At 74.4% G+C, this 22,275-nt stretch carries 26 protein-coding genes; 13 read left to right on the forward strand and 13 right to left on the reverse strand.

Annotated elements, in window-relative coordinates; translation table 11 throughout:
• Positions 1-65 precede the first annotated feature (65 nt).
• The 7 genes from AC0OLQ_RS20595 (at position 66) to AC0OLQ_RS20625 (ending at position 6,072) form a co-directional block, all read left to right on the forward strand.
• Entirely contained in the window at positions 66-983 is a 918-nt protein-coding gene (locus AC0OLQ_RS20595) for an NADP-dependent oxidoreductase (protein ID WP_484527582.1), read from the forward strand.
• A 39-nt stretch (positions 984-1,022) separates the two neighbouring features.
• A complete protein-coding gene (dinB, locus tag AC0OLQ_RS20600; protein ID WP_484527583.1) occupies positions 1,023-2,210 on the forward strand; it encodes a DNA polymerase IV in 1,188 nt (395 codons plus the stop codon).
• A gap of 21 nt (positions 2,211-2,231) precedes the next feature.
• The gene (locus AC0OLQ_RS20605; RefSeq protein ID WP_484532393.1) at positions 2,232-2,624 is read left to right on the forward strand and encodes a VOC family protein; all 393 of its coding nucleotides are present in this window, start codon (positions 2,232-2,234) and stop codon (positions 2,622-2,624) included.
• Between the two features lie 171 nt (positions 2,625-2,795).
• On the forward strand, positions 2,796-3,728 hold the full coding sequence (locus AC0OLQ_RS20610; RefSeq protein ID WP_484527584.1) for a hypothetical protein: 933 nt from the start codon (positions 2,796-2,798) through the stop codon (positions 3,726-3,728).
• A complete protein-coding gene (locus tag AC0OLQ_RS20615) occupies positions 3,725-4,174 on the forward strand; it encodes an ABA4-like family protein (protein WP_484527585.1) in 450 nt (149 codons plus the stop codon). Before AC0OLQ_RS20610 ends, AC0OLQ_RS20615 begins: the two co-directional genes overlap by 4 nt.
• A 9-nt stretch (positions 4,175-4,183) precedes the next feature.
• Positions 4,184-5,449 (forward strand): sensor histidine kinase, encoded by a 1,266-nt coding sequence (locus AC0OLQ_RS20620; protein WP_484527586.1) that lies wholly within the window; start codon positions 4,184-4,186, stop codon positions 5,447-5,449.
• Positions 5,446-6,072: a response regulator transcription factor gene (locus tag AC0OLQ_RS20625; protein WP_357341686.1), complete on the forward strand. Its 627-nt coding sequence runs from the start codon at positions 5,446-5,448 to the stop codon at positions 6,070-6,072. The genes AC0OLQ_RS20620 and AC0OLQ_RS20625 overlap by 4 nt, the downstream gene beginning before the upstream one ends.
• Positions 6,073-6,085: 13 nt before the next feature.
• Here the strand turns inward: AC0OLQ_RS20625 and AC0OLQ_RS20630 are convergent, their stop codons facing one another.
• From AC0OLQ_RS20630 to AC0OLQ_RS20640, 3 genes are all read right to left on the reverse strand, one after another.
• The gene (locus tag AC0OLQ_RS20630; protein ID WP_484527587.1) at positions 6,086-6,799 is read right to left on the reverse strand and encodes an RraA family protein; all 714 of its coding nucleotides are present in this window, start codon (positions 6,797-6,799) and stop codon (positions 6,086-6,088) included.
• Positions 6,800-6,904: 105 nt separating this feature from the next.
• A complete protein-coding gene (locus AC0OLQ_RS20635; RefSeq protein WP_484527588.1) occupies positions 6,905-8,224 on the reverse strand; it encodes an FUSC family protein in 1,320 nt (439 codons plus the stop codon).
• Positions 8,225-8,286: 62 nt separating this feature from the next.
• Positions 8,287-9,039: a dienelactone hydrolase family protein gene (locus AC0OLQ_RS20640; protein ID WP_484527589.1), complete on the reverse strand. Its 753-nt coding sequence runs from the start codon at positions 9,037-9,039 to the stop codon at positions 8,287-8,289.
• A gap of 129 nt (positions 9,040-9,168) precedes the next feature.
• On the opposite strand from AC0OLQ_RS20640, the gene AC0OLQ_RS20645 reads away from it, so the two are divergent.
• From AC0OLQ_RS20645 to AC0OLQ_RS20660, 4 genes are all read left to right on the forward strand, one after another.
• Positions 9,169-9,501 carry a hypothetical protein gene (locus tag AC0OLQ_RS20645; RefSeq protein ID WP_484527590.1) on the forward strand — a complete coding sequence of 111 codons (333 nt, stop codon included), beginning with the start codon at positions 9,169-9,171 and terminating at the stop codon, positions 9,499-9,501.
• A 79-nt stretch (positions 9,502-9,580) separates the two neighbouring features.
• The gene (locus AC0OLQ_RS20650) at positions 9,581-10,306 is read left to right on the forward strand and encodes a L,D-transpeptidase family protein (RefSeq protein ID WP_484527591.1); all 726 of its coding nucleotides are present in this window, start codon (positions 9,581-9,583) and stop codon (positions 10,304-10,306) included.
• 87 nt (positions 10,307-10,393) lie between these two features.
• Positions 10,394-10,792: a DUF2267 domain-containing protein gene (locus AC0OLQ_RS20655; RefSeq protein ID WP_484527592.1), complete on the forward strand. Its 399-nt coding sequence runs from the start codon at positions 10,394-10,396 to the stop codon at positions 10,790-10,792.
• Between the two features lie 13 nt (positions 10,793-10,805).
• Positions 10,806-11,075, forward strand: coding sequence for a hypothetical protein (locus AC0OLQ_RS20660; RefSeq protein ID WP_484527593.1), 270 nt, complete (start codon positions 10,806-10,808; stop codon positions 11,073-11,075).
• Between the two features lie 4 nt (positions 11,076-11,079).
• Here the strand turns inward: AC0OLQ_RS20660 and AC0OLQ_RS20665 are convergent, their stop codons facing one another.
• Complete coding sequence (locus AC0OLQ_RS20665; protein ID WP_484527594.1) at positions 11,080-12,009, reverse strand: diacylglycerol/lipid kinase family protein; 930 nt, start codon at positions 12,007-12,009, stop codon at positions 11,080-11,082.
• A 62-nt stretch (positions 12,010-12,071) separates the two neighbouring features.
• Positions 12,072-13,295: a multidrug effflux MFS transporter gene (locus AC0OLQ_RS20670; RefSeq protein ID WP_484532394.1), complete on the reverse strand. Its 1,224-nt coding sequence runs from the start codon at positions 13,293-13,295 to the stop codon at positions 12,072-12,074.
• Positions 13,296-13,462: 167 nt separating this feature from the next.
• On the opposite strand from AC0OLQ_RS20670, the gene AC0OLQ_RS20675 reads away from it, so the two are divergent.
• Both AC0OLQ_RS20675 and AC0OLQ_RS20680 read left to right on the forward strand, forming a co-directional pair.
• The gene (locus AC0OLQ_RS20675) at positions 13,463-14,227 is read left to right on the forward strand and encodes a DUF427 domain-containing protein (protein ID WP_484527595.1); all 765 of its coding nucleotides are present in this window, start codon (positions 13,463-13,465) and stop codon (positions 14,225-14,227) included.
• Positions 14,228-14,415: 188 nt separating this feature from the next.
• A complete protein-coding gene (locus AC0OLQ_RS20680; protein WP_484532395.1) occupies positions 14,416-15,189 on the forward strand; it encodes an alpha/beta fold hydrolase in 774 nt (257 codons plus the stop codon).
• Positions 15,190-15,195: 6 nt separating this feature from the next.
• On the opposite strand, the gene AC0OLQ_RS20685 is transcribed toward AC0OLQ_RS20680, so the two are convergent.
• The 8 genes from AC0OLQ_RS20685 to AC0OLQ_RS20720 all read right to left on the reverse strand — a co-directional run bounded on the left by AC0OLQ_RS20685 (position 15,196) and on the right by AC0OLQ_RS20720 (position 22,275).
• Positions 15,196-16,119: a carbohydrate ABC transporter permease gene (locus tag AC0OLQ_RS20685; protein ID WP_484527596.1), complete on the reverse strand. Its 924-nt coding sequence runs from the start codon at positions 16,117-16,119 to the stop codon at positions 15,196-15,198.
• Complete coding sequence (locus AC0OLQ_RS20690) at positions 16,116-17,066, reverse strand: carbohydrate ABC transporter permease (protein WP_484527597.1); 951 nt, start codon at positions 17,064-17,066, stop codon at positions 16,116-16,118. Before AC0OLQ_RS20690 ends, AC0OLQ_RS20685 begins: the two co-directional genes overlap by 4 nt.
• A gap of 8 nt (positions 17,067-17,074) precedes the next feature.
• Entirely contained in the window at positions 17,075-18,427 is a 1,353-nt protein-coding gene (locus AC0OLQ_RS20695) for an extracellular solute-binding protein (protein WP_484527598.1), read from the reverse strand.
• Between the two features lie 128 nt (positions 18,428-18,555).
• Positions 18,556-19,686: a low temperature requirement protein A gene (locus tag AC0OLQ_RS20700; protein ID WP_484527599.1), complete on the reverse strand. Its 1,131-nt coding sequence runs from the start codon at positions 19,684-19,686 to the stop codon at positions 18,556-18,558.
• A 190-nt stretch (positions 19,687-19,876) separates the two neighbouring features.
• Complete coding sequence (locus AC0OLQ_RS20705) at positions 19,877-20,653, reverse strand: SIR2 family NAD-dependent protein deacylase (protein WP_484527600.1); 777 nt, start codon at positions 20,651-20,653, stop codon at positions 19,877-19,879.
• Between the two features lie 25 nt (positions 20,654-20,678).
• Positions 20,679-20,966, reverse strand: a complete 288-nt coding sequence (locus AC0OLQ_RS20710; protein ID WP_357341670.1) for a DUF1905 domain-containing protein — start codon at positions 20,964-20,966, stop codon at positions 20,679-20,681.
• Between the two features lie 4 nt (positions 20,967-20,970).
• Positions 20,971-21,393 (reverse strand): acyl-CoA thioesterase, encoded by a 423-nt coding sequence (locus tag AC0OLQ_RS20715; protein ID WP_484527601.1) that lies wholly within the window; start codon positions 21,391-21,393, stop codon positions 20,971-20,973.
• A gap of 42 nt (positions 21,394-21,435) precedes the next feature.
• Entirely contained in the window at positions 21,436-22,275 is an 840-nt protein-coding gene (locus AC0OLQ_RS20720) for an amino acid ABC transporter ATP-binding protein (RefSeq protein ID WP_357341668.1), read from the reverse strand.

Below are 22,275 nucleotides of genomic sequence, written 5' to 3' on the forward strand. Positions count from 1 at the left end.
GGCGGGGAAAGCCGCGCCGCCCGGACGTCGAGGTGCACCGCCGGGCCAGGGAGAAGGAGCAGCGGATGCAGGCGATCACTCTCGACCGGGACGGGGCGGAGCCGACCGCCCGCGACGACCTGGCCCGGCCCAGCCCCGGCCCGGACGAGGTGCTCGTCCGCGTGCGGGCCTCCTCGGTCAACGCCTTCGACCGGAAGGCGGCGGGCGGGATGATGCGCGGGTCGATGGACTACCGGTACCCGGTGGTGCTCGGCAAGGACTTCGCCGGCGAGGTGGAGGCGATCGGCAGCACCAGCCCGTTCCGGGTGGGCGACCCGGTGTTCGGGGTGCTCATGCGCTCCTACCTGGGCGACGGCACGTGGGCCGAGTACGTGACCGTCGGCGCCGGGGACGGCATCACCCGCGTCCCGGACGGCATCGAGCTGTCCACGGCGGGCGTGCTCGGGCTGGCCGGCGCCACCGCCCTCGACACGCTCGAGGCGCTGGCCGTCCGGCCCGACGACACGGTGCTGGTGGCCGGGGCGACCGGTGGCGTCGGCGCGCTGGCCGTGCAGTACGCGCGGCTGGCCGGCGCCCGGGTCGTCGCCACCGCCCGCCCCGGCCCCGCGACGGACTTCGTCCGGGACCTGGGCGCGGCCGAGGTGGTCGACTACACCGGCGACCTGACCGGGCAGGTGCGCGCCCTCGCCCCGGACGGCGTCTCCGCGGTGGTGCACCTGGCCGGTGACGGCGCGCCGCTGGCCGGGCTGCTCGCCCCCGACGGCCGGCTGGCCTCCACCATCGGCTTCGGCCCCGACCAGCACCCGGCGGCCGTCTCGATCTTCGGCAAGCCGGAGCGGAGGACGCTCGACCGGCTCGCCGACGACGTGCTGGCCGGTCGCGTCCGGGTGCCCGTCGACCGCCGCTACGAGCTGGCCGAGGTGCCCCGGGCCCTGGCGGAGTTCTCCGGCGCCCTGGGCAAGCTCGCGATCAGCATGCCCTGACCGGCCCGTCCTTCGAACATCTGTGCGAACATGGTGGTCGTGTCGAGCGAGGCCACCATCCTGCACGCCGACCTGGACGCGTTCTACGCCTCGGTCGAGCAGCGCGACGACCCCCGGCTGCGCGGCCGGCCGGTCATCGTCGGCGGCGGCGTGGTCCTCGCCGCCAGCTACGAGGCGAAGGCACGCGGGGTGCACAGCGCCATGGGTGGCCGTCAGGCCCGGCGGCTCTGCCCGGACGCCGTCGTGGTGCCGCCCCGGATGGCGGCCTACACGGCGGCCAGCCGGGCGGTGTTCGAGATCTTCCGGCGCACCACCCCGCTGGTCGAGGGGCTCAGCATCGACGAGGCGTTCCTCGACGTCGGCGGGCTGCGCCGGCTGGTCGGTCCGGCCGCCGACATCGCGGCGGAACTGCGCCGGGAGGTACGCCGGCAGGTCGGCCTGCCGATCACCGTCGGGGTGGCCCGGACCAAGTTCCTCGCCAAGGTGGCCAGCGGGGTGGCCAAGCCGGACGGGCTGCTGGTCGTCGCACCGGAGGGCGAGCTGGCCTTCCTGCACCCACTGCCGGTGGAGCGGCTCTGGGGCGTCGGCCCGGTCACCGCCGCGAAGCTGCTCGAGCGGGGCCTGCGTACCGTCGGGCAGGTGGCCCGGCTCGACGAGCCGACCCTGGTGTCGCTGCTCGGCCCGGGCGCCGGCCGCCACCTGCACGCCCTCGCCCACAACAGCGACCCGCGCGCCGTGCAGGTCGGGCGGCGGCGCTCCTCGATGGGCGCGCAGCACGCGCTGGCCCGCGAGCCGCACTCCCCCGCCGAGCTGGACGCCGTGCTGGCCGGGCTCGTCGACCGGGTGACCGGGCGGCTGCGGGCCGCCCGGCGCAGCGGCCGCACGGTCACCCTGCGGCTGCGTTTCGCCGACTACACCCGGGCGACCCGCGCGCACACCCTGGACAAGCCCACCGCGCAGACCGGACCGCTGCGGGCCGCCGCCCAATCGCTGCTGCGCGCCGCGCTGCCGGAGATCGAGACCCGGGGCGTCACGCTGATCGGGGTCGCCGTCGGCAACCTCGACGACGGGCACGTGCAGCTCACCCTGCCGTTCACCCGCGAACCGGGGCCGGCGCTGGACGCCGCCGTGGACGCGGTGCGGGACCGGTTCGGGTCGCGGGCGCTGACCCGCGGAGTGCTGCTCGGCCGCGACCCCGGATTCGAGATGCCCCGGCTGCCCGACTGACGGTACGGTCCACCCGTGTCGATGTTCCGCACCCCACAGGTGATCCTGTTCAGCGAGGACGTGACCCGGGCCGCCGCCTTCTACGCCGGGCTGGGCTTCACCGAGACCTTCCGGGTGCCTGCCGAGGGCGCGCCGATCCACGTCGACCTGACGCTGGACGGCTACCGGATCGGCATCGCCTCGGTGGCGTCCACCCGGGACGACCACGGGCTCGACCCGGTGCCGAGCGGGCAGCGCGCCGCCGTGGTGCTCTGGACCGACGACACTGCGGCCGCGTACGCGACGCTGACCGCCGCCGGCGCGCCGGCGCTCGCCGCCCCGCACGTCTGGCTGGACCGGCTGCTCATCGCCTGGACCGCCGATCCGGACGGCAACCCGATCCAGCTCGTCCAGCCCCTCGCGGGCGGGTCGTGAGCGCGCCGCCGCGGGCGGCCGGCCGGTTCGACCAGCTCACCTCCGCCGTCCTCGACGCGGCGTTCGGGCGGCGCCTCCTCCCTGGGTAGGAGGCGCGTCCCGGACCTGCGGCCGGCATCGGGGCTTGAGGTCGGGCGCGACCGGGCGGCCCGGCCACCAGCATCTACAGGCATGACTACCGTGCTGAACCGGGCGGGTCGCTGGCACCGCCCCCTCATGCTCTTCGTCGCGGCGATGGCGGCGCTCACCGTCGTCGCGGCGGTCGGCGTCGTCGCCGACCCGCGGGTGCTCACCGGCGCGCCGATTTGGCTCAAGCCGCTGAAGTTCGCCATCTCCTTCGTGCTCTACGGCACCACCCTCGCCTGGATGCTCACCCTGCTGCCGCGCCGCAGCCGGCTCGCCGAGTGGGCGGCCACGGTCATCGTCGCGGTGTCGGTGGTGGAGATGGCGATCATCGTCACGCAGGTGCTGCGCGGCACCACCAGCCACTACAATGGCACCACCCGGCTGAACGCCGCCCTGTTCTCGGCGATGGGCGCGGCGATCATGGTGCTCTTCGTCGCCCAGCTGGTCATCGGGATCGTGGCGCTGCTGCGGCCGGCGGCGGACCGGGTCGCCGGGTACGCCGTGCGGCTCGGCCTCGGCCTGTCCCTGCTCGGCATGCTCGTCGCCATCCCGATGGTGACCCGCACGCCCGAGTCGGCGGCCGAGGGGATCAGCGGGGCGCACAGCGTCGGCGTGGCGGACGGCGGGCCGGGGCTGCCCCTGGTCGGCTGGAGCACCACCGGCGGCGATCTGCGGATCGGGCACTTCGTCGGGCTGCACGCCCTCCAGGCGCTGCCGCTGCTCGCCATGCTGCTCAACCGCTTCCTCGGCACCCGGCTGGACGAGCGGACCCGGGCCCGGCTGCTGCTCGTCGCCGGCGCGGCGTACGGGGCGGCCACCCTGCTGGTCACCTGGCAGGCGTTGCGCGGGCAGCCGCTGCTGCGCCCGGACGCGCTCACCCTCGCCGTCACGGCGGCCCTGGTGGTGGCGACGGCGGCCGCCACCGGCGCGGTCCTGGCCCGCGGGCAGCGCCGTGCCGGCCTGGTGCTGGTCGCATGACCGGGGCGCTGTTCACCCTGACGTTCGCGGTCGCCGCGCCGTTCTGGGCGCTGATGATCCTGGCACCCCGCTGGTCGTGGACGGCCCGGATCGTCGGCTCGCCGCTGATCGTCCTCCCGGTCCTACTGATCTACGCGATCCTGGTGCTCCCGGCGCTCGGCCGGGTGCTGCCGGTGGTCACCGCGCCGACCCTGGACGGCGTCCGGGACCTGCTGGGCGGTGCGGACGGCGCGGCGGCGGCCTGGGCGCACATGATCGGGTTCGACCTGTTCGTCGGCCGGTGGATCTGGCGAGAAAGCCGGGAGCGGGGCATGCCGGCCCTGCTCCTGGCGCCGGTGCTGCTGCTGACCATCCTGCTCGGGCCGCTCGGCCTGGCCGTCCACCTCGGGCTGCGGACGCGGTGGGCCGGGCCGGCGGTCCCCCCGGCTGCCGGCCGCACCGCCTAGGCTGGCGTCGTGGGCTGGGTAGGTCGGCTGTTCGACGCGCGGGACACGCTCGCGCGGATGCTGCTGCTGGACCTCAGCGGCCTCGGCTATCTGGTCTTCGGCGCCCAGGGCCACCACGTGCCGACGGCCACCCAGTGGGCGCTCGCCCTGGTCGCGTTCGCCACCGCCCTGGTGTGCCACCGCCGGCCCCTGGTGAACCTGGTGGCGCAGGCCGCGCTGCTGGCGGTCGCCTTCCCGCTGGTCGACGACACGACGATCAACCAGGTCGGGGCCAGCTGGGCGCTGCTGGAGCTGACCATGTGGGCCGGGCGGCCCCGGACCATCTGGCTGGCCGCCGGCCTGCTGACCGCGGTCGACATGACCGACTCGATCGGCGACCCGGTCCGGCGGCTGCTCTCCGGGGTCTTCGGGCTGACCGTCGAGGTCGGCCTGCCGCTGCTGCTCGGCCTGGTCATCCGGACCACCCGGGAGCTGGCCCGGCAGGCCGAGGAGCGGGTTGCGGCGGAGCAGCGCCGGCGGGAGTCCGAGAGCCGCGCCGCCCGTGCCGACGAGCGCAGCGCCATCGCCCGCGAACTGCACGACGTGGTCGCGCACCACGTCGCGTCGATGGTGCTGCGGGTCGGGGTGGCCCGGCACGTGCTGCCGGACCTCGACCCCCGGGTGAGCGAGGTCTTCGACGACGTGCACGGCACCGGCACGGCGGCCCTGAACGACCTGCGCCGCCTGGTCGCGGTGCTGCGCGATCCCGACGGGGTACGCGGGGACGCCGCGCTGACGGCGATCGAGCCGTCGGCGCTCCCGGCGGCGCTGGACACGGCGGTGGACCGGGCCCGCCAGGCCGGCGTCACCGTGGAGGCCGACGTCGACCCGGCGGTCGGGTCGCTGGACGCGGTGCGCGGCCAGGCGGTCCTGCGGCTGACCCAGGAGGCGCTGACCAACGTGGCCAAACACGCCGGCGCCGCGGCCCGGGCCCGACTGTCCGTGGCGGTGGTCGACGGATCCGTGCACTGGGAGGTGTCGGACGACGGGCCGGGGTCGGTGCCGGCCGCGGTGCCGGCCGGCGGCGGCCACGGCCTCACCGGGATGCGGGAGCGGGTCGAGGTGCTCGGCGGGCGGCTGGAGGCCGGTCCCACCGGCGCCGGCTGGCGCGTCCGCACGGTCCTGCCGGCCGGGGGCGCCGCACCGGCCCGGCCACCCGGCTCCCCGGCCCGCCCGCCGGAGCCGCCGACGCCGCGCCCGCGCCCGGCCGGCCCGCACGCGCCGGAGCCGGCATGATCCGCGTCCTGCTGGTCGACGACCAGCACCTCATCCGCGCCGGCCTGCGCATGCTCTGCGACGCCCAGCCCGACCTGGAGGTGGTCGGCGAGGCCGACAACGGCCGCGAGGCGATCGCCCTCGCCGGTCGGCTGCTGCCCGACGTGGTCGTCATGGACCTGCGGATGCCCGGCGTCGACGGGATCACCGCGACCAGCCGGATCCTCGCCGACCGACCCGCCACCCGGGTGCTGGTGCTCACCACCTTCGGCGACGACGACCACCTCTACCCGGCGCTGACCGCCGGCGCCTGCGGGTTCCTGCTCAAGGACGCGCCCCCGACCGACCTGCTCGACGGCGTACGCCGGGCGGCCGCCGGGGACAGCCCGTTCAGCCCGGAGGTGCTGCGGCGGCTGGTCCAGCGGGCGGTGCACGCCCGCGCCGAGACGCCGGGACCGGTGCCCGGTCTCACCACGCGCGAGCGGGACGTGCTGAACCTGGTGGCCGAGGGCCTGTCCAACACCGAGATCGCCGACCGGCTGCACATCGGCGTCACCACGGTCAAGACCCACATCACCAGCCTGATGACCAAGACGAACAGCCCGAACCGGGTACGCCTGGCGCTCCGGGCGCGGGACGCCTGAACGCCCGCCGGGCTCACTCCTCGATCGCGCCGCCCACCGCACGCAGATGCTCCCGGAAGGTCAGCGCCGGGTTCTCCGCCCGGCCCGCCAGGTACGCCCCGAACCCGACCTGTGCCCGCAGCGGCTCGCCGGCCCGGATCCGGTCGGCCTGCCGGCGCTCGGTGTCGCGAATGGACTCGGCCAGGTCGAACAGTTCGCCGGCCCGGCCCGCCGGCACGAAGAGCACCCCGTCCTCGTCGGCCAGGGCCACGTCTCCCGCGTCGACCGTCCACTGCCCCACCCGCGCCGAGGCGAGCGCCTCGGCCGGCCGGGGGTCCAGCCGCCGCGGGCCGGTGGGCGTGGCGCCCAGGCTGAACACCGGCAGCCCGACCGCCCGGATGTCGCCGGTGTCCCGGTGCAGGCCCCAGACCACCAGGCCGGCCAGGCCGGCGGCCTGCGCCTCCAGCACCACCAGGTCGCCGACGCACGCCTCGTCGGTGCGCCCGTCGTTGTCCACCACCAGCACGTCGCCGGGGGCGGCGCGGTCGATCGCCTCGAGGAAGATGTCGACGCTGCCGACGTGCCGGGCCGGCAGCACCCGGCCGGCCAGCCGTCCGCCGGTCAGCACCGGCCGTACGCCGGCCGGGGCGCAGCGCACCGGGACGGCGGCCCGCAGGCAGGCGTCGGCGACGTGAGCGGTGGTCAGCGCGGCGAACCGCCGGGTCAGCTCTGCGCGGTCGATGCTCATGCGCCCGACGCTAGCCAGCCCGGTCGGCCGTGGAAGGGGCCAGTTCCCGGCTCGTGGCTCCGGTTCGTCGCCCGCGCACCGGCGGCGCCGGATCCCCGCGCCGGCTCAGGTGGGCTGGGCTGTGCGGGTCGGTGGGCGGAACGGTTCGGGGCGGGCTCTGGTGCGCCGCGCCATCCGGATCCGCCGCCGGGCGCGCGGGGTGTGCCGGGCCGGCCGGGGCAGGTGCGCCCGCAGCGGCGGGCGCCGTTCCGCCTCGCCCGCGCCGGCCGCCGTACGCACCACCCGGTTGGCGTCGTCCGGGTCGCACCCGGTGGCCCGCAGCAACTCGCTGTCCGCCGTACGCAGGTCGGTGATCACACCGTCGCCGTAGGAACGGACCCCCTGCGCCCAGGCCCGGCCGGCCAGCTCGGCGCTCTCCCGGACCAGCCGGCGGGTGTCGGTCAGGTCCTCGTCGTCCCGGCACTCGCGGCGCATCACCCGGACGGCCTGGCCGAGGCGGGTCACGGCGTCGGCCAGGACCGGCGGGATCGGCTCGTCGTACTGGAGGGCGGTGGCGGAACGGCGGGCCATCGAACGGGCGTACAGGATCACCCGCTCCAGGTGCTCCGCGGCGCGCGCGTACCGGTGGAACCGGGCGCGCCGGCGCCAGCGGACCGGCGCGAGGGTGACCACCTCCTCGGCCCCGCTGAGCGCCTCGTTGAGCCGCCCCACGTCGGCGTCGAGCCCGCGCATCCGCTCCAGGGCGTGGACCGCCGCGTCGGCGTCCCGGGTGGTCAGCGCGCGGGCGACGGCGTCGAGTTCGGTGGTGAGCGTGGAGATGATCGGCTCGGTCGCCCGGTCCAGCACCCGCAGCGGGTTGACCGGCAACAGCAGCACCACCACGCCGAGGCCGACCAGGCCGCCGACGAGCGCGTCGAAGATCCGGGGCAGTTCCAGGCCGGGTTCGACCGGGGCCAGGGTGGCGATCAGCACGGCCGTACCGCCGGCCTGGCCGACCAGGGCGCCGCCGCGCCCGGCGACCAGCAGCGCGGTCGCGATGGCCAGGGTGACCACCAGACCGGTCTGCCAGGACCCGGTGCCGAGCAGGTCGCGCAGCACGTCCCCGACCAGGATGCCGAGCCCCACCCCGATCAGCAGCTCGAAGGTACGGCGGGCCCGCTGGCCGATGGCGGTGGCGATGGTGCCGACCGCGGCGGCGGGTGCGAAGACGTGCGCGCCGGGCCCGAGCAGGCGCTGGGCGAGCAGCGCGGCGAGCGCGGCGGCCAGCCCGGCTTGGACGGCGATGACGACGGTGACCTCGAGCTGGCGCAGCCGCAGCCGGCCGGCCGCACCCCCCGCGGCGCGGGCGTCGGCCAGCGCGTGCCCGGTTCGCGCGGCGGCCCGGTCCAGCGGTGAGCGGACGCTGTCCGGGCGGTCGTCGGCCATGGCGGCGGTTACCCGGCGCGGCCCGGGTGAATCGTCCGGTTGTGGTCGGGAGGACCCCCGGGTCAGCGCCGGAAGGTGCGGTCGAGCAGGTCGAACAGAGCGGCCCAGTGCCGCTCGGTGGCCTTCTCGTCGTACATCGGCGTGTCGGACTGGGTGTAGCCGTGGCGAGCGCCGGGGTAGACCTCGGAGCGGTAGGTGACGCCGGCGGCGTCCAGGGCCTTCTCCAGGGTGGCGATCTGCTCGGCGGTCATCGACGGATCCTGGTCGGCGTGGCCGAAGTACAGCTCGCCGCGGACCGCGCCGACGCCCAGGTGCGGGCTGTCCGGGGCGTCGGTCACCATCCGCCCGGCGTGGAAGGCGGCCGCCGCGGCGATCCGGTCCGGGTGCGCCTCGACGGCCCGCAGCGCGTTGGTGCCGCCCATGCAGTAGCCGGTGACGGCCGCCGGGCCGGGCGCGACGCCCGGCTGGGCGGCGAGGAAGTCCAGGTAGGCGGCGGTGTCCCGGGCGACCACGTCCGGGGTCAGCGACCTGATCATCGGGGTGAGTTTCTCGAACAGCTCGCCGCGCCGGTTCTCGTCGCCCAGACCGAAGAGGTCGACCAGGGGGGCGCGGCCGAAGCGGTGGAACAGGTTCGGCACCAGCACGACGTAGCCGCGCGCGGCGATCGTCTCGGCCATCTCGGCCATCCGCGGGCGCAGCCCGAACGCGTCCATGAAGACCAGGACCGGCGGGAAGGGCCCGGCTCCGTCGGGCCGGACGAGCAGGGCGTCCGCCACCCCGTCGCCGGTCGGCACGTCCACGGTCGTCGTCTGCACTCTCGGGACCTCCCTGCGCTGCGCGTTCCGCCGTGCAGGCTACCCCCGCTCCCGGAGCCGGGCACGGCGAGGCCCTTCCGGTGGGCACGGCGGCGGGGGCATCCTGGGTGGATGGGAGAGGTGCGGCCGATGCCCAGCTTCGGAGACCTGTTCACCGACCTGCGCGGCGAGGACCGGACGCTGCGGGTCAGCTACCACCCGGACCGCGACGCCGTGGTGCTGTCGCTGTGGAGCGGCACGCTGTGCCGAGGCTCGTTCCGGCTGCCCGCCGACGACGTGGACCGGCTCCTCGCGCTGCTCACCGCCGTCCGGACCACTGGCGTGGACGACCCGGCCGGGTCCGGGACGGCCGTCGGCGAGAGCGGGAGCACGGCCCCGGTCCCGGAGCCGTCCGTGGAGCGCACCGGCGAGGTCTCCGGCACGGCCCGCCGTGTCGTCCTGCCGACTCCCCGGGTCGCCTGAAAGCTGAAACCGGACGAAGGGGCAGCTTTTTCTTCTTCCGCGAACTACCGTCTCGGTAGGAGTTCGGAAGGGAGGAACAATGCTTCCCGTCTCACCACACGTCATTCGCCACCGCCGCCCCGCCGCGCACGCCGCGCTCGGGATGGCCCTCCTGGTCGCCGGCCTGGCCGTCCCGGCCACTCCCGCCGCGGCCGCTGGCCCGACCACCGGCACCACGGTCACCCTCGCCGCCGCCAGCCAGCCGACCCTGCGACAGGGGTCCCGGGGCGCGGCGGTCACCACGCTCCAGAACCGGCTCACCGCCCTGCGCTACGACGTGGGCGGCGTCGACGGCATCTTCGGGCCGTCGACGCACCACGCGGTCGTGGCCTTCCAGAAGGTCAACGGCCTGGTCCGGGACGGCATCGTCGGGCCGCGCACCTGGGCGGCGCTCGACCGTCCGGACGTGCCGAAGCCGAAGTACACCCACCCGGGCTACTCGGTGGAGGCCAACCTCACCCGGCAGGTGCTCTACCTGGCCAAGGGCGGGTCGGTGGTGCGCATCCTGGACGCCTCCAGCGGCAAGGCGAGCACTCCCACGCCGACCGGCAACTGGACGGTGCAACGGCGCATCGACGGCTGGCGGCAGAGCGACCTCGGCCTGCTCTGGCGGCCGAACTACTTCTACCGCGGCTACGCGGTGCACGGCGCCAACTCCGTGCCCACCTACCCGGCCAGCCACGGCTGCGTCCGGGTGCCCGTCCCGGCGATGAACCGGCTCTGGACCACCATCCGCATCGGCACCCCGGTGCACATCTACCGCTGACCGTCGTCCGGTGCGGCGGGCCGCCGGGTCGTTTGCGGCGGCGGAGCGCGGGAAGACGCCTTCCTCAGCCGAGAGGGAGGCGTCGAGGTGGACCAGGACGAGTTCATCGGCTCGGTGGCGAAACGCTGCGGGATGTCGCCGGAGCAGGCCACGGCCGTCACGAGGGCCACGTTGACCACGCTGGCGGAGCGGATCGACGGCGGGGAGGCCCGGGATCTGGCCACCCGCCTCCCCGAGGCGCTGCGGGCGTACGCGTTCGCCAGCAGTGAGACCGGCGAGCGGTTCGGCCTCGACATCTTCGTGGAGCGGGTCAGCGAGCGCGCCGACGTGGACGTCGACCGGGCCAAGGACGGGGTGACCGCCGTCTTCGACGTGCTCCGCGACGCCGTCGACCCGGCCGCCTACGCGCAGGCGGTCGGCCAGCTTCCCACCGAGTACGGCGAGGTGGCCGACCAGACCGCGCCGTTCGTCCAGCGCAGCCGGTGACGGGCGTCGGACGATGAGCGTCGGCGACGAGAATCCGCTGCGCCGGCCGCCGGAGGCCGACGCGCAGGAGCAGCGGCAGGACGAGACGGTGGTCGGCCCGCCGGACGCGATCGAGGACGCGGTGCCCGAGGCGACCGAGGCGGACCTGGCCGAGCAGGGCGTGCTGACCCCGCCCAGCGACGACACCGGCCTGCCCGAAGCGGTACGCGGGGACCTCACGGCGGCGGACGCGCTGGAGCAGAATCAGGAGATCCCGACCCCCGACGAGGACCGCCGGGACTGACCGCTCAGCGGTCCGGGCTGTCCGCCGCGGCCATCACGCGCAGCGCGTTCGGGTCCAGGCCGATGCGCACCGGCGTCTCCCCGTAGGGCTCGCCGTCGACCTCGATCCGCGCGGGCCGGTCGGTCTCCAGCCAGAGCTGGCGGACGGCCAGGAACGGCTTGTCGCCGAGGGTGCGGCGGTGCCCGGCCGCCGCGTTGCGCGCCGTCTCGCGCAGCAGGCCGCGCCGGGTCGGCCCGCCGACCGGGTACGCGACCAGCAGCCGGTCGTCGGCATTGGCGTCGGCCGTGATCGGCCGGCCGGCGTGGAAGCCGCCGTTGGCCACGTACACCTGGTGGGTGTCGAAGCCGTGCTCCCGCCCCTCGGCGCGCACCGTGACCCGCAGCGGCCGGTGCCGAGCCAGCAGCCCGAGCGCGGTCAGCGGATACGCGAGCCGGCCGACCACCCGCTTGAGCCGCGGCGGCGCGGTCAGCATGATGTCGGCGGACAGCCCGATCCCGACGTGGTTGGTGAACCGGGTGTCGCCGATCAGCCCCAGGTCGACGTCGATCACCTTGCCGTCGGTGAACAGGGCGACGGCGGCGTCGAGGTCGAGCGGGACGCCGACGGTGCGGGCGAAGTTGTTGGTGGTGCCCAGCGGCAGCAGCCCCAGCGCCATGTCCCGGTGGGCGAGCAGCCGGGCGGCCGTGCCGATGGTGCCGTCGCCGCCCCCGGCGACCAGCAGGTCCGGCCCGAGGTCGGCGGCCTCGGCGAGCACCCGGTCCAGCTCGCCGGGCCGGTCGACCGGATACGCGCCGAGCAGCGTGAAGCCGGCCGCGCGCAGTCGGGAGTGGACGGTCTCGTAGAGCCGACGGCCACGGCGGGAGTGGGCGTTGACGACCAGCGCCGCCCGCCGCCGTTCCCGGATCGCCGCCCCCAGCTCCTGCTTGGTCCGCACGGTTCCCGACCCTATCCGCCGGCCCGCCGCTCAGGGCGGCAACGGCGGGCCGGCGTCCGGGGTCAGTGCACGGCGACGGCGACCGCGGCCGGCTCGACCTCGGCCAGCCGCGCCGGCCGGACCACGGTGAGCAGCACGGCCAGGGCCACCGCCATGCCGCCGGCCACGACGGCGGCCATCGCCACGCTGCCCGTGCCGAGCACGCCGACCAGCGGCGCGGCGAGCGCGCCGACGCCGAACTGGACCGCGCCCAGCAGCGCGGCGGCGGTGCCGGCCGCCTCCCCGTGCCGGGACAGCGCCAGGGCGGGCGCGTTCGGCATGGCGAGCCCGGCCGCGGCGAGCACCACCCAGAGCGAGGCCAGCACGGCCGCCAGGCCGCCGACGCCGGTGGCGGCGAAGCCCACCAGCACCAGACCGGCTGCGGTGCCGACGGCGAGCGCGGTGACCAGGATCCGCTGCGGGCTGTACCGGCGCAGCAGCCGCACGTTGAGCTGGGTGGCGGTGATCAGGCCGACCGCCCCGGCGCCGAACGCCAGCCCGAACTGCTGCTCGTCCAGCCCGTACCGCTGCTGGAAGACGAAGGACGACCCGGCCACGTACGCGAAGAGCGCCGCCATGGCGAGCCCGGCGACCAGCACGAGCCCGACGAACATCCGGTCCCGCAGCAGCGCCCGGTAGTCGCGGCCGACGGCGGCGAGGCCGCCGTGGCGGCGGCGCTCCGGCGGCAGCGTCTCCCGGAGCCCGACCACCGCGACCACCACCAGCAGGAGCCCGAAGGCGGCGAGGGCCACGAACACGCCCCGCCAGTCCGACCAGCGCAGCAGCGCGGAGCCGAGGGTGGGCGCCAGGATCGGGGCCGCGCCCATCACGAGCATAAGCCGGGAGAAGAGCCGGGCGAAGGCGGCGCCGTCGAACAGGTCGCGGACCACGGCCATGGCGACGACCGAGGTGGCCGCGACACCGAGCCCCTGGATCACCCGGAGCACGCCGACCACCTGGACGGTCGGCGCCACCACGCAGAGCAGCGAGGCCAGGATGTGCAGGGCGATCCCGGCGAGCAGCGGCAGTCGCCGGCCCACCGCGTCGGAGAGCGGGCCGATCAGCAACTGGCCGAGGGCGAGCCCGGCGAGGGTGCCGGTGAGGGTCAGCTGCACGGCCGCCGAGGTGGTCTCCAGGTCGGCGGTGATGGCCGGCAGCGCGGGCAGGTACATGTCGATGGTCAGCGGCCCGATCGCGATCAGCGAGCCGAGCACCAGCACGAGGCGCAGCTGCTGCCCGCGGCTCATCAGGTCACCGGGTGCCGCGGCGGTCGGGGCGGGCGAAGACTGCGCAGTGGTCACACCTGGCAGCAAATCCCCGACGGCCGATCTCATTCCCACCGTCGGCGAAGGTGCCCCAGGTCACACCGGCTCGTTGAACCGTCCGCCGCGCATTTCCACCAGGAGGAGACACCGTGCCCGACTACCCGCAGCCGGCCGCCGAGGTCGGCCGGATCGAGCCGGCGCCCCGCCGGATCCGCGCCTTCCTCGCCGGCCAACTCGTGCTGGACACCGCCCGCGCCCGGTACGTCTGGGAGTGGCCGCCCTACCCGCAGTACTACGTCCCCGCCGCCGACGTCCGCCGGGACCTGCTGGTCGACGAGGGACGCACCGAGGAGACCCGGCGCGGCACGGCGCGGCTGCACGGGCTGCGGGTCGGCGAGTTCGCCCGGGCCGGCTGTGCCCGGTGGTACGGCGACGACGCGCCGCCCGCGCTGGCGGACACCATCCGGTTCGACTGGGCCGCCCTGGACGCCTGGTTCGAGGAGGACGAGGAGGTCTTCGTCCACCCCCGCAACCCGTACTCCCGGGTGGACGCGCTGCGCTCCACCCGGCACGTCCGGGTGGAGCTGGACGGGACGGTGCTGGCCGAGTCGACCTCGCCGGTGCTGGTGTTCGAGACCGGCCTGCCGACCCGCTACTACCTCAACCGGACGGACGTGCGCTTCCGGCACCTCGTGCCGTCGCAGACCCGGACCGCCTGCCCCTACAAGGGCCGCACCAGCGGTTACTGGTCGATGCGCGCCGGCGACCGGGTCCATCCGGACCTGGCCTGGTCCTACGACTACCCCACGGCGGCCCTGCGGCCGATCGCCGGGCTGGTCGCCTTCTACAACGAGAAGGTCGATCTGGTGGTGGACGGGGAACGCCTCGCCCGGCCGCGTACGCACTTCTCCTGAGCGGCGCGGCGGGCAGCGGGCGACGCAACCGGCTGCGTAGGGTGAGGCCGCAGTCCGTGACCTCGCGGCCGGCGCCGTCGGGGTCCACGCCGCCATCGCCGAACGCGCACGGGAGGAGCGTCAGCGTGACCGCCACTGACTGGACCACGGACGTCGAGGGCACCGGCCGATACGCCGAGGTCAACGGCATCAATCTCTACTACGAGACGCACGGCACCGGGCACCCGCTGATCCTGTTGCACGGCGGGCTCGGGTCGGGCGAGATGTTCGGGCCGCTGCTGCCCGCGCTCGCCGCGCGGCACCAGGTCATCGCCGTCGACCTGCAGGGTCACGGCCGCACCGCCGACGTCGACCGCCCGCTCGACCTGCGGACGATGGCCGATGACATCGCCGCGCTCATCGACCACCTCGGGCTGGACCGGCCCGACCTGGTGGGCTACTCGCTGGGCGGCGGCGTGGCGCTGCACGCCGCGGTGGCCCACCCCGAGAAGCTCGGCCGGCTCGTCGCGGCGTCCGCGCATGTGCGGTCGGACGCCATCTACGCCGAGATGCGCGCGCAGCAGGGTCAGGTGACCGGCGCCGCCGCGCAGTTCATGACCGACACCCCCATGTACCAGCTCTACCAGCGGGTCGCGCCGCGCCCGGAGGACTTCCCCCGGCTGCTCGACAAGATCGGCGAGCTGATGGCGAAGGACTTCGACCTGACCGAGGAGGTCCGCGGCCTGCGGGTGCCGACGCTGATCGTCGCGGCCGACGCCGACATGGCGCCGCCGAGCCACTACGTGGAGGTGTTCAAGCTGCTCGACGGCGGCCTGCGCGACGGCGGCTGGGCGAACGAGGGCCGGCCCAAGGGCGGGCACGGTCTGGCGATCCTGCCCGGGCTGACCCACTACAGCATCTTCAGCTCGCCGCTGTTCGCCGCGGTCACCCTCGCCTTCCTCGACCAGCCGGCGGCGGGCTGATCGCCGTCACCCCTTGCGGCCGGTGGTGGCGATGCCCTCCACGAAGTGCCGCTGGGCCAGGAAGAACAGGATGATCATGGGTACGGTGGCGATCACGCTGCCGGCGAGGACGATCTCCCACTGCTGCTCGCCGCCGTACCCGAACCGGTCGAGGATCACCTTGAGCCCGCGGGGCAGCGTGTAGAGCTGCTCGTTGCGCAGGTAGATCAGCGGCTTGATCAGGTCGGTCCAGCTCGCCTTGAACTCGAAGACGAACGCCACCAGCAGCGCCGGACGGATCAGCGGGAAGGCCATCTTCCAGAACAGCTGCGGATAGCTCGCCCCGTCGACGCGCGCCGCCTCGAAGTACTCCCGGGGCAGGGAGAGGAAGAACTGTCGCAGCAGGAAGATGTAGAACGCCGAGCCGAAGAGGTTGCCGGCCCAGAGCGGCACCTGGGTGTCGACGAGGCCGAGCCGGTTCCAGATCAGGTACGTCGGGATCATGGTGACCGCGAACGGCAGCATCATGGTGGCCAGCACCAGACCGAAGAGCAGGTTCCGGCCAGGGAAGCGGAAGTACGCGAACCCGAACGCGACCCAGGCGCTGGACAGGGTCGCCGCAGCGGCCGCCGCCACCCCGACCACCACGCTGTTGAACAGCCAGGTGAGCAGCGGCATGGCCTGCCAGGCCTGGGCGTAGTTGTCCGGGGCGAACGGCGTGGGCAGGAAGCCGGGGGCGAAGACGTACTCGCGAGGGCGCAGCGAGGCGCTGACCAGCCAGACGAACGGCACCATGAAGATCACCGCCGCGCCCACCAGGGCGACCACGAACAGGATCCGCTGCCAGCGCGGTCGCCGGCCGTCCTCCCGGGCCGCCGGCCGGGGCGCCACCACCGGCGCCACCAGGGTGCTCGCGACGCCGGTGCCCACCGGCTGACTCGTCGTGGTCACCGGTCCTCCCCCTCGTAGTAGACGAACCGGTTGCTCAGCTTCACCTGCACGGCCGTGACGATCAGGATGATCAGGAACAGCAGCCAGGCCATCGCCGAGGCGAAGCCCATGTGCAGGAACTGGAACGCCTGCTGGAACAGGTGGATCACGTAGAACGACGCCGCGTCGCTGCTGAACGAGCCCTGGGTCTGCCGGTTCCCGAAGTACATGGTGTAGACCTCGGTGAACATCTGCAGCGAGGCGATGGTGTTGACGATCAACGTGAAGAAGAGCGAGCCGGAGATCATCGGCAGGGTCACGTGGCGGAACCGCGCCCACGGGCCGGCCCCGTCGAGGTCGGCGGCCTCGTAGAGGTCGCGGGGCACGTTCTGCAACGCGGCCAGGTAGATGATCACTGTGGAGCCGAGACTCCAGAGACTCATCAGCACGATCCCGGGCATCACCCAGCCCGGGTCGGTGGTCCAGCTCGGACCGTCGATGCCGAGCAGCGCCAGACCGCGGTTGATCAGGCCGTCCTGGGTGTTGAGCAGCAGCAGGAAGAGGATGCCGACGGCCACCGCCGGTGTCATCACCGGTAGGTAGAACACGGTACGGAAGAAGCCCTGCCAGCGGCCGACCCGCTTGAGCAGCAGCGCCAGCCCGAGCGAGATCAGCATCACCAGCGGCACGTGCAGCGCCGTGTAGTAGACGGTGTTGCCCAGGCTGCGCGCCACCTGCGGGTCCGACACGAGCTGCCGGTAGTTGTCCAGTCCCGTGAAGCGCGGCGCGTTGATCACGTCGTACTCGGTGAAGCTGAGCCAGAGGCTGGCGATCATCGGACCGGCGGTGAACACCAGGAACCCGACGATCCAGGGCGCCAGGAACAGGTACGCCCAGCGGGCCTCCCGCCGGGCCAGCGGCGTGCGGCGCCGCCGGCCCGGTACGGGAGGGGTGACGGTGGTGGCCATGGCCGGGTTCAGCCCGCGGCCTTGTCCAGCGCGGCGGTCGCCTCCTGCTGGGCCCGGGCCAGCGCCTCGGCCGGCTGCGCCTGCCCGGAGAGCACCCGGTTCACCGCTTCGGTCCAGGCCTTGTCGAACTCGGCGCCGGCCGGCGAGGCGGGCATGGCGAACGCGATGTCCTGGGCCTCGCGGATGGTGGCCACCGCGTCGTCGAAGCGCTTGTTGCCGGTCGGCTGGTACAGCTCGTCGAAGATCTTCTTGTCGGCGGCGGTGTTGCCGGTCCAGACGCCGGTGAACGGCAGGTTGGCGGCCTTGCGCGCCTCGGCCCGCGCCTTGGCGGCGGCGAACCAGGTGTCCGTGGCGGTCATCTGCTTGACGAAGGCGCAGGCCGCCTCCGGGTTCTTCGCCCCCTTGGTGATCACCCACGCCTGGCCGTTGGACATGGTCAGCGGCTTGCCCTGCCGGTCCACGAAGGGCTTCACGACCAGCTCGGCCTTGGGGCTGTTCTTGGCGGCCTGGTTGAGGAACCACTCCTCCATCGGCCACGCGGCGATCTGGTTCTTGGCGAGGGGGTTCTCGGCGCCGAAGAAATCGAAGGTGTCCCGGAAGGACTTGAACTTGCCCCAGCCGCCCTGGTCCTGGATGAGCTTGACGCCGGTGGTCAGCGCCTCGACCACCTTGGGGTCGGTCAGGTTGGCCTTCGCGCCGTCGGCCGAGATCATCTCGGCGCCGTTGGCCTTGGCCCACATCGGCAGGAACTCGGGGATCTTCGGGTCGATGCCGATCCGGCTCAGCCGACCGCCGGAGACCTTGGCCAGCTTCGCGTTGACCGCCGGCAGGTTCGCCCAGTCGGCGAGGTCCACGTCGTCGGCGGTGAGACCGGCCTGCTTGAGCAGCGCCTCGTTGAGGTAGAGCACCCGCACCTGGGAGAACTCCGGGATGCCGTAGACCGTGCCGTCGAGGGTCACCTGATCCTTGGCGGCCTGCCGGTACTGCCCGAGGTCGATGTGCTGCTTCTCGACGCAGTCGGTCAGCGGCTGGATCGAGCCGCGCTTGGCGTACGTGCCGATCAGCTTGCGGTCCATGTAGACCAGATCCGGCGGGTTGCCCGAGGCCACCGCGGAGAGGAACTGCTGCTCGTCGAAGGCACCCTCGGTGATGTTCAGCTGGACGTCCGGGTGGTCCTTCTTGAAGGCGTCCACCCGCGTCTTGGCGATCTCGTCGGAGAGGCCGAACCCCATGGTGCTCAGCGCGCCGCTGCCCTTGGCGTCCCCGCCGCCGGAGTCGCCCCCGCCGCCCACTCCGCCGCAGCCGCTGATCGCCAGGGTCAGCACCCCGGCCAACGCGGTCACCCGCAGATTCCGTGACATTGCCACCTCCCGAGAACGCACGGCCACCCTGTCCGCGCGACCTGCACTTCTCCGGTTCTCGGAACTTTCAAACCAGGGGCCGGGGAGTCCTTGATCATCCGGTGTCCGCCGGCGGAGCGGGCGGGCGTCTACCGCCGCTCCGGAAGGCGTTCGACGGTGACGGCGGCGAGCAGGAGCAGGCCGAGCAGGCCGAGCGCCGCGGCGGGTGGCAGCAGCACCCCGGCCGGCAGCAGGAGCAGGGCCAGCACGGCGACCGCTGACCGCGCCGGCCCGACCGGCTGCCCGGTGAGCCGGAGGAAGAGCAGCCGGCCGCCCAGGTAGAGCACGGCACCGCCGTAGAGGGCGACCGAGCCGGACCAGGTGAGGGTGGCGTGCCCGTCGCCGCCGTGCACACCGGCGACGAGCGCGAGCACCTGCTCGATGCCGAGCGCCAGGTAGATGACCCCGCTGATCAGCAGCAGGTGGGTCTGGCTGTAGGCGTCCGCGGCGATCCGGTCCCGCCGGTCCCCCGTGGCCGTGGCGAGGACGCGGGCGGCGGCCGGCCCGGCCCGGCCGAAGTACAGCCACCACAGGCAGGCGGTGACCGCGAAGCCGACCAGCGCCACGCCGAGGACCGGCGGCGCGGTCACCGCCGACGCGGCGCCGATCCCGGCGGCGACCAGCGACTCGCCGAGCGCGATGATCAGGACCAGGCCGTGCCGTTCGGTGAAGTGGCTCGCGCTGCGCAGCGGCCAGGTGCCGCGGCGCCCGTACGACAGGCGTTGGCCGCCGATCTCGATGACGAACGCCGCCACCCACAGCACCCCGTGCGCCGCCCCGGCCAGCAGGGCGCCGAGCACCAGCGGCACCCAGCTGGCGGCGCTGATCGCCGCGAAGAACCGGATCCGCGCCCGCAGCCCGGGCACGTCGCCCGCCGCCCGGTGGTAGAGCGTGAGGTGGACGACGCGGAGCAGCACGTAGGCGAGCGCGACGAGCAGCGGCCCATCCAGGCCCGGCCCGGGCGTCCAGGCCTCGGGCATGGCCAGCGCGGCCACGAACAGCGCGGCCATCGCGACCAGGAAGCCGCCGCGGACCATCCCGACGTCGGCCCGCGTGTGGTTGCCCAACCAGGTGTACGAGGACCAGGCGAACCAGAGCAGCACGAGCAGGATCAGCCCCTGCGCCATGCTGGTCGCGGTGGCCCGCTGCCCGACCAGCGCCATGATCCGGGTGAGCGCGAAGACGAACACCAGGTCGAAGAAGATCTCGAACGGCGTCACCGTACGCTCGGCCGGCGCCGGACCGGGCGGGCGCGGCCGGGCCGGATGCCGCCGTGCCCCGTCCCGCCGCACCTCGTCGCCCCTCCGCCACCCGACCCACCGGTCGCCTCCGCCGACGGTAGGCCCCGGGGCGCGGGGCGATTCGCGGATTCCGGTGATTGGCCGCCGGTCCTCGGGAGAGAGCCCCCGGTCAGGCCGGGGCGGCGTCACCCCACGCGGCCCGCACGAGGGCGGGGAGCACGTGCGCCGCCGGTCCGTGCAGGTTCAGCTCGCACACCGCGTCCAGCGGCGTCTCCTCCGGGTTGACCTGGATCACCGTGGCACCCAGCCGGGCCGCGACCTGCGGGATCTCGGCGGCGGGATACACCAGCCCGGACGTGCCGACGGTGAGCAGCACGTCGCAGCGGTACGCCGCCTCGACGGCGGCCTCGAAGGCCTGCTCCGGCAGCGCCTCACCGAACCACACGACCCCGGGCCGGACCGGCGCGTCGCAGCGCCCGCAGCGGGGCGGCGTCAGCGGTCGGCCCTCCCCCGGCTCCGCGACGCCGTCGGGCACGGGCGCCGGGTGGGCGCAGGCCGAACAGCGCGGCGCGAACAGACTCCCGTGCAGGTGGACCGGGGCGGCGGAGCCGGCGCGCTCGTGCAGGTCGTCGACGTTCTGGGTGACGACCACCGTCCCCGGCACCCGGGCCTCGATGGCGGCCACGGCCCGGTGCCCGGGGTTGGGTTCGGCCCGTCGGACGGCGGTGCGCCGCCACTCGTACCAGCCCCAGACCAGGGCAGGGTCGGCGCGGAACGCTTCCGGGGTGGCGAGGGCCTGGGCGTCGAACTGCTCCCACAGGCCGGTGAGCGCGTCGCGGAAGGTGGGCACGCCGCTCTCGGCCGACATGCCGGCGCCGGTGAAGACCACCGGCCGCCGCGCCCGCGCGAGCAGCTTCCCCGCTTCCGCCGTGCCCGAGAGTTCCATCCGCTCCCGCTCCCCCGTCGCCGATTCAGCGCATGACGGTCAGGTGGACTGCCACCCGGTCGCCCAGCGCGATCCCTTCGGCCCTGCGGACCGCCGTCTTCACCGGCACGACGTAGCGGCCGTCCTTGGGCCACAGCGACGTCTGCCACCCCGTCCCGCCGATCCGCGCGGTCACCGGGATCATCCCCCAGCCGTAGGTGACCGACGCCGAGGCCGCCTCCAGCTCACCGCACAGCTCGTCGGGCACGGTGACGAAGTGCCAGGGCGCGGGCCCCCGCCAGAACCACACCTCACCGCTGAACTCCAGCTCCATCGGCTCAGAGGTTCATCGGCGCCGGGTCGGTGGCGAGCTGCCGGAACCGCACGCGCGGGTCGGGCACCAGCCGCCGGGAGGCGAGGTCCAGCAGGCCGCCCACCCCGGTGATCGTGGCGGCCTGGGTGCCGTCGGGGAGGGTGAGCTCCTGGACGATCTGGAAGGTCTTCCCCTCGCCCCAGCGGAACTCGCAGGACACGTCCACCTCGTCGCCGCCGCGCAGCTCCCGCAGGTAGTGCACGGTGACCTCCAGGGCCACCGGCCCCACCCCGCCGGCGAGGAGCCGGTCCTGCCGGATGCCGGCGGCGCGCAGGCACTCCCAGCGGGCGTGCTCGCCGTACTGGAGGTAGACGGCCTGGTTCAGGTGGCCCTGCGTGTCGAGCTCGTAGCCGCGGACGGAGACGCGTACCCGGAACGGATCTGCCATGCGGTCGAGCCTAACCAGGGGTACGACACCGCCGGGCGGCCGTCAGAGCTGGTGGCGGTCGTCGGCCGGCAGCCCGGGCGCCTCCGGCGGCTCGGCGGCCTCGTCGGGCCGCCCGAGCTGCGCGACGTGGGTCGGGTCGAGGACCCGGGAGAGGAACGAGCGGGTCCGCTCGTGCCGCGGCGAGCCCAGCACCTCCTCCGGCGGCCCCTGCTCGACGACCACGCCACCGTCCATGAACACCACCCGGTCGGCGACGTCCCGGGCGAACGCCATCTCGTGGGTCACCACCATCATGGTCATGCCGTCCTCGGCCAGCTTGCGCATGACGGTGAGGACGTCGCCGACCAGTTCCGGGTCGAGGGCGGAGGTCGGCTCGTCGAAGAGCATCAGCTTCGGGTCCATCGACAGCGACCGGGCGATGGCCGCCCGCTGCTGCTGCCCGCCGGAGAGCTGCGCCGGGTACGCGCCGGCCTTGTCGGTGAGGCCCACCCGGTCCAGGTTGTCCCGCGCGATCCGCTCCGCCTCGGCGCGGCCGCGCCGGAGCACCCGGCGCTGGGCGATGGTGAGGTTGTCCAGCACGGTCAGGTGCGGGAACAGGTTGAACGACTGGAAGACCATGCCGATGCCGCGGCGGACCGCGTCGATCTCGACGTCCGGGTCGGTCATCTCGGTCCCGTTCACCCAGATCTTGCCGGCGGTCGGCTCCTCCAGCAGGTTGACGCACCGCAGCAGCGTCGACTTGCCGGACCCGGACGGCCCGATGACGCAGACCACCTCGCCGTGGCCGACCTCGAAGTCGATGCCCTTGAGCACTTCGAGCGGCCCGAAGGACTTGTGCAGGTCGCGGATCTCGACGGCAGGCTGGGACTGGCTGGTCGTCAT

The organism is Micromonospora sp. Utrum1 (assembly GCF_057197805.1).

Coding starts and splice junctions, on each gene's coding strand:
- AC0OLQ_RS20595 (WP_484527582.1), top strand. CDS start 66: ATGCAGGCGATCACTCTCGACCGGGACGGGGCGGAGCCGACCGCCCGC.
- AC0OLQ_RS20605 (WP_484532393.1), top strand. CDS start 2,232: ATGTTCCGCACCCCACAGGTGATCCTGTTCAGCGAGGACGTGACCCGG.
- AC0OLQ_RS20610 (WP_484527584.1), top strand. CDS start 2,796: ATGACTACCGTGCTGAACCGGGCGGGTCGCTGGCACCGCCCCCTCATG.
- AC0OLQ_RS20615 (WP_484527585.1), top strand. CDS start 3,725: ATGACCGGGGCGCTGTTCACCCTGACGTTCGCGGTCGCCGCGCCGTTC.
- AC0OLQ_RS20625 (WP_357341686.1), top strand. CDS start 5,446: ATGATCCGCGTCCTGCTGGTCGACGACCAGCACCTCATCCGCGCCGGC.
- AC0OLQ_RS20630 (WP_484527587.1), bottom strand. CDS start 6,799: ATGAGCATCGACCGCGCAGAGCTGACCCGGCGGTTCGCCGCGCTGACC.
- AC0OLQ_RS20635 (WP_484527588.1), bottom strand. CDS start 8,224: ATGGCCGACGACCGCCCGGACAGCGTCCGCTCACCGCTGGACCGGGCC.
- AC0OLQ_RS20645 (WP_484527590.1), top strand. CDS start 9,169: ATGCCCAGCTTCGGAGACCTGTTCACCGACCTGCGCGGCGAGGACCGG.
- AC0OLQ_RS20650 (WP_484527591.1), top strand. CDS start 9,581: ATGCTTCCCGTCTCACCACACGTCATTCGCCACCGCCGCCCCGCCGCG.
- AC0OLQ_RS20660 (WP_484527593.1), top strand. CDS start 10,806: ATGAGCGTCGGCGACGAGAATCCGCTGCGCCGGCCGCCGGAGGCCGAC.
- AC0OLQ_RS20670 (WP_484532394.1), bottom strand. CDS start 13,295: ATGAGCCGCGGGCAGCAGCTGCGCCTCGTGCTGGTGCTCGGCTCGCTG.
- AC0OLQ_RS20690 (WP_484527597.1), bottom strand. CDS start 17,066: ATGGCCACCACCGTCACCCCTCCCGTACCGGGCCGGCGGCGCCGCACG.
- AC0OLQ_RS20695 (WP_484527598.1), bottom strand. CDS start 18,427: ATGTCACGGAATCTGCGGGTGACCGCGTTGGCCGGGGTGCTGACCCTG.
- AC0OLQ_RS20705 (WP_484527600.1), bottom strand. CDS start 20,653: ATGGAACTCTCGGGCACGGCGGAAGCGGGGAAGCTGCTCGCGCGGGCG.
- AC0OLQ_RS20710 (WP_357341670.1), bottom strand. CDS start 20,966: ATGGAGCTGGAGTTCAGCGGTGAGGTGTGGTTCTGGCGGGGGCCCGCG.
- AC0OLQ_RS20715 (WP_484527601.1), bottom strand. CDS start 21,393: ATGGCAGATCCGTTCCGGGTACGCGTCTCCGTCCGCGGCTACGAGCTC.
- AC0OLQ_RS20720 (WP_357341668.1), bottom strand. CDS start 22,275: ATGACGACCAGCCAGTCCCAGCCTGCCGTCGAGATCCGCGACCTGCAC.